Source organism: Lutibacter sp. TH_r2, assembly GCF_033101135.1.
In the GTDB taxonomy this organism is placed as follows: domain Bacteria; phylum Bacteroidota; class Bacteroidia; order Flavobacteriales; family Flavobacteriaceae; genus Lutibacter.
On record NZ_JAWMPV010000007.1, the window covers coordinates 1 to 12,329 of the forward strand.

Annotated in this window: 12 protein-coding genes; 6 read left to right on the forward strand and 6 right to left on the reverse strand. The window is 28.5% G+C overall.

Going from position 1 to position 12,329, the window contains the following annotated elements; genetic code table 11:
• Nucleotides 1–136 precede the first annotated feature (136 nt).
• Nucleotides 137–1,390 (forward strand): Y-family DNA polymerase, encoded by a 1,254-nt coding sequence (locus R3X25_RS14690; RefSeq protein WP_317675725.1) that lies wholly within the window; start codon nucleotides 137–139, stop codon nucleotides 1,388–1,390.
• A 1-nt stretch (nucleotide 1,391) separates the two neighbouring features.
• Complete coding sequence (locus tag R3X25_RS14695; protein WP_317675726.1) at nucleotides 1,392–1,823, forward strand: translesion error-prone DNA polymerase V autoproteolytic subunit; 432 nt, start codon at nucleotides 1,392–1,394, stop codon at nucleotides 1,821–1,823.
• Nucleotides 1,824–1,832: 9 nt separating this feature from the next.
• Here R3X25_RS14695 and R3X25_RS14700 read toward each other — a convergent pair whose 3' ends face one another.
• The 6 genes from R3X25_RS14700 to R3X25_RS14725 all read right to left on the reverse strand — a co-directional run bounded on the left by R3X25_RS14700 (nucleotide 1,833) and on the right by R3X25_RS14725 (nucleotide 8,508).
• The gene (locus tag R3X25_RS14700; RefSeq protein WP_317675727.1) at nucleotides 1,833–3,056 is read right to left on the reverse strand and encodes an ABC transporter permease; all 1,224 of its coding nucleotides are present in this window, start codon (nucleotides 3,054–3,056) and stop codon (nucleotides 1,833–1,835) included.
• Nucleotides 3,057–3,058: 2 nt separating this feature from the next.
• Complete coding sequence (locus tag R3X25_RS14705; protein ID WP_317675728.1) at nucleotides 3,059–4,228, reverse strand: ABC transporter permease; 1,170 nt, start codon at nucleotides 4,226–4,228, stop codon at nucleotides 3,059–3,061.
• A 2-nt stretch (nucleotides 4,229–4,230) separates the two neighbouring features.
• Entirely contained in the window at nucleotides 4,231–5,223 is a 993-nt protein-coding gene (locus R3X25_RS14710; protein WP_317675729.1) for an HlyD family secretion protein, read from the reverse strand.
• Between the two features lie 7 nt (nucleotides 5,224–5,230).
• Entirely contained in the window at nucleotides 5,231–6,601 is a 1,371-nt protein-coding gene (locus R3X25_RS14715; protein WP_317675730.1) for a TolC family protein, read from the reverse strand.
• Between the two features lie 2 nt (nucleotides 6,602–6,603).
• The gene (locus R3X25_RS14720) at nucleotides 6,604–7,197 is read right to left on the reverse strand and encodes a TetR/AcrR family transcriptional regulator (RefSeq protein ID WP_317675731.1); all 594 of its coding nucleotides are present in this window, start codon (nucleotides 7,195–7,197) and stop codon (nucleotides 6,604–6,606) included.
• 168 nt (nucleotides 7,198–7,365) lie between these two features.
• Nucleotides 7,366–8,508: an acyl-CoA dehydrogenase gene (locus R3X25_RS14725; RefSeq protein ID WP_317675732.1), complete on the reverse strand. Its 1,143-nt coding sequence runs from the start codon at nucleotides 8,506–8,508 to the stop codon at nucleotides 7,366–7,368.
• Nucleotides 8,509–8,603: 95 nt separating this feature from the next.
• Between R3X25_RS14725 and R3X25_RS14730 the strand changes: the two genes are divergently transcribed.
• The 4 genes from R3X25_RS14730 (at nucleotide 8,604) to R3X25_RS14745 (ending at nucleotide 12,326) form a co-directional block, all read left to right on the forward strand.
• Nucleotides 8,604–9,674 carry an anhydro-N-acetylmuramic acid kinase gene (locus R3X25_RS14730; protein WP_317675733.1) on the forward strand — a complete coding sequence of 357 codons (1,071 nt, stop codon included), beginning with the start codon at nucleotides 8,604–8,606 and terminating at the stop codon, nucleotides 9,672–9,674.
• A gap of 94 nt (nucleotides 9,675–9,768) precedes the next feature.
• Entirely contained in the window at nucleotides 9,769–11,136 is a 1,368-nt protein-coding gene (gene nhaD, locus R3X25_RS14735) for a sodium:proton antiporter NhaD (RefSeq protein ID WP_317675734.1), read from the forward strand.
• A 108-nt stretch (nucleotides 11,137–11,244) separates the two neighbouring features.
• Nucleotides 11,245–11,934, forward strand: a complete 690-nt coding sequence (locus R3X25_RS14740; RefSeq protein ID WP_317675735.1) for a MotA/TolQ/ExbB proton channel family protein — start codon at nucleotides 11,245–11,247, stop codon at nucleotides 11,932–11,934.
• The gene (locus tag R3X25_RS14745) at nucleotides 11,934–12,326 is read left to right on the forward strand and encodes a biopolymer transporter ExbD (protein WP_317675736.1); all 393 of its coding nucleotides are present in this window, start codon (nucleotides 11,934–11,936) and stop codon (nucleotides 12,324–12,326) included. The genes R3X25_RS14740 and R3X25_RS14745 overlap by 1 nt, the downstream gene beginning before the upstream one ends.
• Nucleotides 12,327–12,329 lie beyond the last annotated feature (3 nt).

The following is a 12,329-nucleotide window of genomic DNA, read 5'->3' on the forward strand; positions in this document are numbered from 1 at the left end:
TTATCTATATATAATTACATTTAAATCTAGATTAGATTTGAATAAATTTAATTTAATGTTAAAGAGATTATTTAGATTGTTAACTACTTTTTTATTTAAAATTATCTTACTTTATATTTCTTTATAATTTTATAGCATGTATGCTATTTTAGATTGTAATAGTTTTTACGCTTCTTGTGAACGTGTTTTTAATCCTTCATTAAAAGATAAACCGATTGTTGTTTTATCGAATAATGATGGTTGTGTTATAGCGCGTAGTAGTGAAGCAAAGTCTTTTATACCTATGGGTGCGGAAGCTTATAAATTTGAAAAAGATTTTGAGAGATATGGTATTCATGTTTGCTCTTCAAATTACTCATTGTACGGAGATTTAAGTTCACGTGTAATGAATATTATATGTCAGTTTTCACCAAGTGTTGAAGTTTATTCTATTGATGAAGCTTTTTTTAAGGTTGATCATATTAAACAACAAGATTTAATTAAGTATACTACAGAAATTAAGGAAACAATTGAAAAATGGGTTGGGGTCTCTGTTAGTATTGGAGTTGCTCCAACAAAATCATTAGCAAAAGTGGCTAATAAAATTGCTAAAAAGGGTTTTAAAAAATTTAATGGAATTTGTGTTATAGATACTAATGTTAAATTAGAAAAAGCTTTAAAGTGGACAGCTATTGAAAGTGTGTGGGGAATAGGCAGAAGGTTTTCAAAAAAGCTTCTTGAATATAATATTAGAAAAGCTTATGATTTTGTGCAATTACCTGATGAATTTGTGCGAAAGCAGTTTTCTGTTGTTGGTCTTCGTTTAAAAAAAGATTTGGCAGGAGATCCAACTATTGGTTTTGAGAAAATTCAACCTAAAAAAAATATTGCTACTACGCGTACGTTTGAATATGCTTTAAAAGATTATGATTCAATAAAAGAGCGTGTTGCTACTTTTGCTAATGCTTGTTCAGAAAAATTACGAAAGCAAAATTCAGAAGCTAAGTTTTTATATGTTTTTTTAAAAACAAGTTTATATGCAGATGATAGGAGAAGTGTTGGAACTGTTATAGCTTTACCTTATTCAACCAATTCTAGTATAATTATTTGTAAGTATGCAATTATTGGTTTACAAAAGTTATTTAAAAAAGGATATAATTATAAAAAGTCTGGTGTAGTTGTTATGGGAATTCAACCAGAGCAAGTTCATCAATTTTCATTATTTAACGACGAAAATCCTAAACATAAATCAATAATGAAAGTAATGGATAGCTTAAATGCTAAATATCAAACACCTAAACTAAAAATTGCGAATCAAGATTTTAAAACTTGGAAAATGAAGCAAGCTCATTTATCACCAAAGTATACTACAGATTTAAATCAAATTATGGAAGTTAATTGTTCAGAATAGAATGAAAGATAAAAAGTTAGAAATATTTAGAGTAAAAGCATTAAAAAACATAAAACGACCAATAATTAATGAGGATATTCATGCTGGGTTTCCATCTCCAGCGGAAGATTTTCAGGAGTTAAGAATTAGTTTAGATAAAGAGTTAATTACTAATGAAGATGCTACTTTTTATGCACGCGTTAGAGGGAACTCGATGATTGATGCAAATATAGAAGATGGTGATTTGTTAGTAATTGATAGAAGTATTGAATCTAGAGATGGAAGAGTTGCTGTTTGTATGATTGATGGCGATTTTACTGTTAAACGTATTAAATTAGGTGATAATTGTTTGTATTTAATGCCTGAAAATTCTAAATATAAACCAATAAAAATTACTGATGAAAATGAATTTATTGTTTGGGGAATTGTGACTTATGTAATTAAAAAAGTTTAATATTTTCTATTAATTATTTTTTTCTACTATAACTGTTTTTAATCGTTCTCTATGAGCTCTAATTTTTAATGTTATTACTGCTAAACTAAAGTATAGTAAAGTAAGTATCCATAAATGATTCCATTCAGTTAAAACTTCATTAAAAGAGGCTTCCATTTGAGTTAATTTAACAAAGCCATTCATTCCTGAAGTTGATGGAAGTAGTTTTGCTAAATTTTGATAAAATACTGAAAAACTTTCCATAGGAAAAGATAAACCACTTAACATTAAAGATGGGATTGAAAAAAGGACTAGAAATACTATAGATTCTTCTCTTCTATGAAATAATGAACTTATGGCAATACCTAAAAATATAACTGAAGTTAAGTAGGGTAATGCAAATAAGTATACATGTAAAAGACTAGACCTTATTGGAATAGAAAATAAGGTAAATATTAAACCTAATTGTATTGGTAGAATAACAGCAAATAATAATGAATATAAACTTGCTTTAGCTAATAAAACTGGTATTGTTCCACCTTTATGTAAAAGTCTTGGGAAGTTAGAATGAACTGTTTTGTCTTCTTTACGTGATCCATTAATAATTCCGATTCCCATTAATAAAACTAATTGAATAATTAATGCAGTTAGCATAGGAACCATGTATGTTGCATATCCAGAAGATGTATTAAATAAACTTGTAGAAATAGATTGTATTGGACTGTAATTTTGTTTAGCAAAAGAGATAGGAGTTCCTTTTGCCATATCTTTTTTAATAACAATACCAGCATTATAAAAGCCAGTAGCTACAGAAACATCTACTAATACTTTTTTATAAAAAATCATGTTTGAAGCATCTGAAAATGTTGTAATGGTTGTTTGTCTAGATCTTCGGATATCTTTTCCAAAATTTTTAGGTAAGATTAGAACACCCATTACTTTTTTTGAATAATAAGCTGTTTTTGCTTGTTGTAAATCTGTAAAAGTAGAAATAGTTTTAATTCCGTCTGAAGCATCTAACATAGAAATATAATCTCGACTAGCTTTTGATTGATCTTGATTAACTACAGCAATTGGAACTTCTGTAACAACTTCTTTAGAATATATATAAGTATATACGAAAAGAATTACAAAGGCAACAGAAAAAAAAGTACTGATAACTGCTTTATCAGATTTAATAGCATTCCATTCTGTAAAAAATGTATTTCTGAAAGAAACTTTTGCTCTATGATATATTTTATATAGGTTTTTCATTATTAAATACGTTGAAGAAAAGATCCTTTTTTTAATAATCTTGTTAGTTTTCTAAATGAAATTAGAATTGGGAGTATAGTTAACACCACAAGAAACACAATTGAATTGAAGGAATAAAAAACAGGTATTCCTCTTTGGGTTTGATCTAAAAATAAGTCAAAAAAGTGGGTGTAAGGAAATAGTTGACTCATTAATTGTAATATTTTTGGCATTCCAAATATTGGAAATGTAATTCCTGAAAATGATAAACCTATTGCTGCAAACCCTGATCCAAATGTTAGTGCCTCTCTAAAACTACTACTTATAGCTAAAAATAGAATAGCAAAAGCCTGTGAAGCTGTAATTAATAAAAATAAAGCTAAAAGTACTACTGTTTTATTTCCGTTTAAAGGAAAATCTCCAATTATAAACATAGTAAAATACATTACAAGTCCAACTAGAAGAAACCATAATGTATATGGTACTATTTTACCAAGAATTATAGTGGTAATATTTCCTTTTCCTATATTGTATAGTTTCTCACCTTTATTGAATTTTAAATCTATACCAAAGCAATAAATGGTAGTAAGAATGACAAATATTTGAAAAAACAAGGTTAAAAAACCTGAATTTAAATAATACGAATAATTAGTATATGGATTTGATAATACATGATTATTTGAATTTATTGGCTGATAATTTGCCTTTGCTTGATTTAAGTTAACTCCTTGTTTTAATTGTTTTTGTATATTAATTCCTGCAGATACAGTACCTATTGCTTTTTTAAAGGCTTTATTTTCTAATCCTGATGGTAATAATAGGTTTCCATTAAATTGATTAATAATGGACACTTGTTTTCCTTGGTTTAAATTTTCTCCTAATTTTTTTGGGATGGTTACCAATCCGTACACTTTTAATTCTTTTATTAATGCCTCACCTTCTAATTGAGAAGTTGGCTTATAGCTAACCATTATTTCTGGAGTTGCATCTAATTGACTGATAATATTTCTTGAAATAGATGAATTATCTAAATCTATTACAGCAATTGGTAAATCTCTTGCTACACCATTATTTAGTAAGGTGTGAAAAAAAAGCATAGAGACAAAAGGTAATATTACTGCAAAAATAAACATGGATTTGTTATGAAATAACAAACCAAATTCTCTTTTTGCAATATGTAGAAACGATTTCATTTTTAGTTGTTGAATTGAGAATAATCAATTAGGATACTCATTCCAGGTCTTAATTCTGTTTCTTTTTCAATAGGAGATGCTTTTATTTCAAAAGTTCTAACATCAAAATCTCCAGTAGATTTAGTAGCGTTCCAAGTAGCATAATCACCAAGTGCAGCTACATAATAAATTTTAAAAGTAATTTCTTTATTTTCTAATGCAGGTATTGTTGCTTTAAATTCTGAACCTTTTTTAAAATTAAATAGGTTTGTTTCTTTAACATTAACAATAGCGTAGGAGTTTGATAGGTCTACTAAATGAGCTACAGGATAACCAGTACCAATTAATTCACCTTCTTCAGGTAAAAAGTTTAATACTTCTGCATCTATAGGACTTTTAATATAACGTTCGTTTTTATAACTTTCTAATTCTGTTAATGCACCTTCAGCTCTTCTAACTAAAGCACTAGCTGCATCAATATCTTCAGTTCTAGCGCCTTTTAAAGCAATTTGATATGTATTGTAAGCTGCTTTTTGATCGTTTAAGGCCGCTTCTTTTTTTGCAAAAACTTCATCTCTTTTTTGAGCTGAAACAACACCATCTTTAAATAAATTTTCAATTCTTTCGTAAGATTTTAGCATTACATTAGCTCCTGCAGTTGCTTTTTCATAAATGCTTTTGTAGGCTAAAATTTCTTCTTTTCTAGCTCCATTTTTAGCTTTATTTTTTTGTGCGTTGGCTGCATCTTTTGCTGCAATTGCTTGTAACTCTTTAGCATCAATTTCAGGACTTTCTAATGTTGCCAGTAGTTGACCTTTTTTTACACTTGCACCTTCTTTTACTTCAATAGATTTTAAGCGAGTTGGTAATTTTGATGATAGATAAATTTCTTTTGCTTCAATTCTACCTTGTAAAATAATTGTTTTTGGTTTACTAATAAACCAAATACTTGTTAACACTAAAATTGCAATAACAATTATACTTATGGCTGATTTTATAACTTTTGAATTTTTCATTTTAATATTAAATTTTGTTCAAGAAATTTTCTGTATTATTTAAGCTTACCATTAATTCTCCATAGGTTTTATTGTATTGGTAAAGCGCTTTTATTTTATATAACTTTATTTGTGTTAGTTTTAAAGTAGCATCAATAACTTCTAATGATGTTCCCGTACCTTCTTCAAAAGCTCTAGTACGCATAAACTTTAATTTTTGAGCTAAAATTTCGTCGTTATCCAAGCTATTGTATTGGTCTTGTTGTTTTTCTAATTCGCTATACAATTTTTCTGTATATGTTTTTAGGTTTAATACAGCCTGTTTTTCTAGTTGTTTAACTTGTTCAACTTTGTGCTTTGCAGCTTTAATTTTATGTTCTCTTTCAAAACCATTAAATAGTTCCCATGAGGCACCAACTCCTACTAACCATTTTACATCTACGGTAGATAAGTTATCTTTCCATAGGGTATGTTTACCAAATAAAGCAATTTTAGGAAAGTATTCACTAGTTTCTACTTTTACTCCAATTTTTGCCAATTCTTGGTTTTTTTCTAAAAATTTAAGTTGTTCATTTTTCTGAATCATTTCAGTTTGAAATTCTTTTAAAGATGTTTTAATAGAAGGAATTTGGAACTCTGTAGAAGCAGAACTAAACTCTTTACCACCAATTAAATTTTTAATAGCTGTTGTTGCTAATGAAACATCTTTTTTTGAAGCTTCTAATTCTCTTTTTGCATTTGATAAGGCAACTTTAGCGTTTAAAGTTTCAACTTCAGGAATAATTCCATTTTCAAATAACTTTGTTGCATGATTGCTATGTATTTGAATAGTTTCAAAAACTTTTTTGCGTAAGTTTTCTGCTTGTTTAGCTAGTTTTAATTTGTAGTAATAATCTATAAGTTTAATGGTAAGCGTATTTTCTTGAATTTTATGTTCATTTTCTGATAACTGGTACTTTATTCCAGCAGCTTTGTTGGCTGCATTAATTTTGCCACCAGCAAATATTGGCCAATCAATATCGGCAGAAGCTAAACCTAAATTTTTTTCAAGTACTGTAAAATTCCAATCACCTAATATTGAGGGATCCGAAATGCCTAATAATCCACTAGCCATGTTTCGTTCATCATTCAAATCAAAGCTTATATCTTTTTCTAAATGTGCATACGTACCAGAAACACTTACTGATGGATAGCGCAAGCCTTTTACAGCTTTTTGTTCTTCTTTTTTTGCATTAACTTCTTGCTGTGAAGCATTTAAATTACCATTATTTAAAAGCATTAATTGGTATGCTTCTTTTAATGTTAATTCTTGCGCATTTACAATATTTGAAAGCAGTAAAAGAAATAAAGTGGTAATTTGAACTGTTGGTTTTAAAACCATTTTTAAAATAGTAGACATTATTAATTATCTTTTTTTAAAATATTTAAAATGTTATTGGTTAAATAGTTAACATCATTATTAGTAGTATTTTCTATTCCTAGAAAGTTTGTTCTTTTAAAATGAATGTAATCTACAACGTACACTAAAACATGGAAATGAAGTTGTAATATCTCAATATCCATACTAATTTCTCCTGATTTTTGACCAATAGCATTTAATTGTTCCATTACTAAAATACTTTTCTTTTTTAACTTGGAAGGTATTTTAAAATTAACGTTATGAAGCAATTGGTAAAAAAACTTGGAAGCTACTGGTTCGTTAAGCGCGTATACAATTCTATTTTGTATAAATGCTTTTAAAATAGGAGCAATAGTTGTAGGATTTAATTCTATTAAAAACTCTAGCTCGTTATTAAGAGAATTTACTTTATCAAAATACAATTCGTCAATTAAAGCTTGTTTACCTCTGTATAATCTATATAAGTAGCCGCCACTAACATTTGCATTTTTTGCAATCATAGCAATTGTTGCTCCTTCTATACCTTTTTCAACAATAGTTTTCATTGTTGCAGCTTTAATTCTAATCAGTTTTTCCTCATCTATTTTACGAGCCATAAGGTTTATTTAAAATAATGAGCAAATATATGAATAAACATTCATTCATTAATTAAATCAATTAATTTTTAAGAAAAATTTAATCTATAATAGGTTATTGGAATATATGAAGTATAAAAAAAGCCAACAATGCTATGCTGGCTTTAGGTTATGTAAGGTATTTAAGGTTTAATCTTGTAAAACACTTCTTGAAATTACTATTTTTTGAATTTCAGAAGTTCCTTCGTAAATCTGTGTAATTTTAGCGTCTCGCATTAAACGTTCAACGTGGTATTCTTTCACAAAACCATAGCCTCCATGTATTTGAACAGCCTCTACTGTAACTTGCATAGCCATTTCTGCAGCATATAATTTTGCCATTGCACCACTTAAATCGTAATTTTTATGTTCATCTTTATCTTTAGCAGCTTTCATGCATAGTAATCGTGCGGCTTCAATTTGAGTAGCCATATCAGCCAATTTAAATGCAATTGCTTGATGTTTACTTATTTCTTTACCAAAAGCTTTACGTTCTTTTGAGTATTGAAGTGCTAATTCATAAGCTCCGGCAGCAATTCCTAATGCTTGTGACGCAATACCTATTCTACCTCCAGCTAATGTTTTCATTGCAAATTTAAATCCAAATCCGTTTTCTCCAATTCTATTTTCTTTTGGAACTTTAACATCTGTAAACATTAAAGAGTGTGTATCGGAACCACGAATACCCAATTTATTTTCTTTCGGTCCAACTTGGAAACCTTCCATTTCTTTTTCTACAATAAGAGCATTAATTCCTCTATGACCTTTTTCAATATCGGTTTGAGCAATAACTAAATAAACACTCGCATTATTTCCATTTGTAATCCAGTTTTTGGTACCATTTAACAAATAATAATCACCTTTATCAAGTGCAGTAGTTTTTTGTGAAGTAGCATCAGAACCAGCTTCGGGTTCGCTTAAACAAAACGCCCCAATAATTTCTCCTTTAGCTAAAGGAACTAAATATTTTTGTTTTTGTTCTTCAGTTCCATAGGTTTCTAATCCCCAGCAAACTAAAGAGTTGTTTACACTCATAACCACAGATGCAGAAGCATCTATTTTTGAAATTTCTTCCATAGCTAATACATAAGAAACTGTATCTAAACCACTTCCGCCGTATTTTGGGTCAACCATCATTCCAAGAAAACCAAGTTCTCCCATTTGTTTAATTTGTTTGGTTGGAAATTCTTGCTTTTCATCACGATCAATAACTCCAGGAAGCAATTCATTCCGTGCAAAATCTCGAGCAGCATCACGAATCATTATATGCTCTTCGGTTAAGTTAAAATCCATAATTATAATTTTTTTAGGTGTTTTTATTTTCTCAAATGTAAGCTTTTTTAGATAAATTTTTAGTAATTATGTAATACAGTAGCACTTATAAATATATGAAACAAAATTGGAATGTAATTGGTTTAATGTCAGGAACTTCGTTAGATGGAATTGATTTAGTATTTACTTCATTTATTAAAGAAAACAAAACGTATTCATATAAAATTTTAAATTCTGAAACTATTTCTTATTCATTAGAATGGGAAGATAAATTGCGAAATGCTTTTTATTTATCTAAAGCAGAAATTTCGAAATTAAATGTTGAGTATGGGGTTTATTTAGGTGAAACTATAAATAGCTTTATTAAAAAATATTCGTTAAAAAACATTGATTTTATAGCTTCTCATGGACATACTATTTTTCATAAACCAGATGAAGGGTATACCTTACAAATTGGTGATGGTGAACAGTTAAGTAAAGCTACAAACCTAAAAGTTGTTTGTGATTTTAGAACTCAAGATGTTGAATTAGGAGGGCAAGGTGCACCGCTTGTTCCAATTGGTGATAAGTTGTTGTTTTCTGAATATGATTATTGTTTAAATTTAGGTGGATTTTCTAATATCTCTTTTGAACAAGAAAAACAAAGAATAGCTTTTGATATTTGTCCAGTTAACATTGTATTGAATTATTATGTAAAACAATTAGGTTTTAATTATGATAATAAGGGTGAAATTGCCAAAACAGGTAGTATAAATATAGATTTATTAAACGATTTAAATAATCTAAATTTTTATAAAATGCCTATTCCAAAATCATTGGGTTTTGAGTTTGTTGAGACCACAATTATTCCATTAATTGATAGTTACAAACTTTCAATTAAAGATATTTTAAGAACATTTGTAGAGCATATAGCTCAAAAAATTGTAGAACAATTAGAAAATACTTCTACAAAAAAAATGTTAGTAACAGGAGGTGGAGCTTATAATTTATTCTTAATAGATTTAATTAAAAGTAAAACAATGTGTGTGTTAGTGATTCCTGAAAAAAGTTTGGTTGATTTTAAGGAAGCGTTAATTTTTGCTTTTTTAGGTGTTTTAAAGCTAAATAATGAAGTGAATTGTTTACAAAGTGTAACAGGAGCGACAAAAGATCATTCTTCAGGAAAAATTTACATTAAGTTACATTAAACTTACTATATTTGTTCCGTTTTTAATTTAAAAACAGAAAAAATAATTAATAATAGAAATTAATAATAGTTAGCAATAGCTTTTACACTTAATTATGGAAACACTTATTATTATAATATTCATTTTAGGATATTTAGCAATTACATTAGAACACAATCTAAAAATAGACAAATTAATCCCTGCTCTAGCCATGATGGCAGTGCTTTGGGCTTTAGTTGCATTTGGTATTGAAACTTTTCCAAACTGGTTTGATTCTGCAGGACACAAATTAGTTGAAGGTTTTTCGAGTTTTTCAATTAGTGAAAAACATCATTTATTAGAAGAAACATTATTACATCATTTAGGAAAAACTGCTGAAATACTATTTTTCTTATTAGGCGCCATGACTATTGTTGAGATTATAGATTATTTTGATGGTTTTGCAACGTTTAAAAATTATATTAAAACAAAAAGTAAAAAGAAGTTACTATGGATTTTTGCTTTTCTAGCTTTTATTTTATCAGCTATTATAGATAATTTAACTGCAACAATTGTTTTAATTACAATTCTTCAAAAAATAATTGGAGATAAAAATACACGTTTATGGTTTGCAGGTTTAATAATTATTGCTGCAAATGCAGGTGGAGCATGGTCTCCAATTGGTGATGTTACTACTACAATGCTTTGGATTGGTAAAAAAGTTACAACAGCTAAATTAATTGAGTACTTAATAATACCATCATTATTATGTATGGTTGTACCAACATTTATAGCTTCGTTTATGAAACCATTTAAAGGTGAACTTGAAAAAACTGAAGAAGAAGATTCTACAACTCAAAACAAATATGGGCCAACAATGCTTTACCTTGGGTTAAGTGGAATTATTTTTGTTCCAATATTTAAAACTATAACTCATTTACCACCATACGTAGGGATGATGCTTTCGTTATCAGTTGTCTGTGTTTTTGCTGAAATTTACAGTAGATCAAAATTCAGTATTTCACATGCTGTAGAACAAGAAGGTGATGATAAACAAGGTCATCATAGCCCAGTTCACCAATCTTTATCAAAAATAGAATTACCTAGTGTATTATTTTTCTTTGGAATTTTAATGGCTGTTGCATCATTAGAATCATTAGGAATGTTATTTATTGGAGCAGAATCTTTAAAAACAATTATTCCAAATACAGATATTGTAATTATGTTATTAGGTGTTGGTTCAGCTGTTGTTGATAATGTACCTTTAGTAGCTGCAAGTATGGGAATGTTCCAAGAACCTATTGATAGTCATATATGGCATTTTATAGCTTTCTCTGCAGGAACAGGTGGAAGTATGTTAATTATTGGTTCAGCAGCAGGTGTTGTTGCAATGGGTATGGAAAAAATAGATTTTTTCTGGTATTTTAAAAAGATTTCATGGTTAGCAGCAATAGGGTTTGTAGTTGGAGCCGCAACTTTTTTAGGATTGACAGCTATATTTTAATAAACATAAACTATTATAAAAAACCAAGAGTTATGCTCTTGGTTTTTTTATATCTAGAAAACAATTTTTAATGCTTTTTTTCGTTAAACAATCATAAAATTTTAATATATGTTAAGTACACTTCAAGAAACTGCTGAAGTTTTAGAGGAAACAATATCAGAAGAAAAAACACTATCTATCTATCAATTAATAATGGATGGAGGTATTGGAGGTCAGGTTATTATAGCTATACTTGTTGTTTTATTAGCGGTAGCTTTATATATTTATTTTGAAAGGTTATTCACTATAAAAGCTGCATCCAAAACTGACAAAAATTTTATGAATCAGATTAAAGACCATGTTTCAAGTGGAAAAATTGATTCAGCTAAAGTACTTTGTGCACAAGCAAATTCTCCAGCCGCAAGATTAGTTGAAAAAGGAATTTCAAGAATTGGAAAACCTTTGGAAGATATTAATACAGCTATTGAAAATGCTGGACGTTTAGAAATTTATAAATTAGAAAAAAATGTTCCAGTTTTAGCAACAATTGCTGGTGCCGCTCCTATGATTGGTTTTTTGGGAACAGTTATAGGAATGATTTTAGCCATTCATGAAATAGCAAATGCTGGTGGACAAATAGATATTAAAATGCTTTCTGATGGGTTGTATACTGCAATGACAACTACTGTTGCGGGGTTAATTGTTGGAATTATTTCATACATTCAATACAATCATTTAGTAGTTAGAACTAATAAAGTTGTGTATGAAATGGAAGCAAAATCAGTAGAATTTTTAGACTTACTAAACGAACCTATTTAATGAATATTCGAGGTAGAAATAAAGTAAATCCAAACTTCAATATGTCGTCTATGACAGATATTGTTTTTTTGCTATTAATCTTTTTTATGATTACTTCAACACTGGTTACCACAAGTGCTTTAGATATATTATTACCAAAAGCAAGTGGAAAAACCGAAAACCGAAAATCAGTTTCAGTAAGTATCACTAAAAAACTAGTATACTATATAGACAATAAAAAAGTAAATGAAAATAGTTTGGAACAAGATTTGTTAGCTTTATTAGCTGATAAGGAAAGTCCAACCATAGTTTTACGTGCCGAAGAAGGTGTTCCAATTGAAAATGCCGTAAAAGTTATGGATATAGCTAATAGAAATAGGTTTAAAGTAATTTTAGCTGTAAGACCAAAATAAATT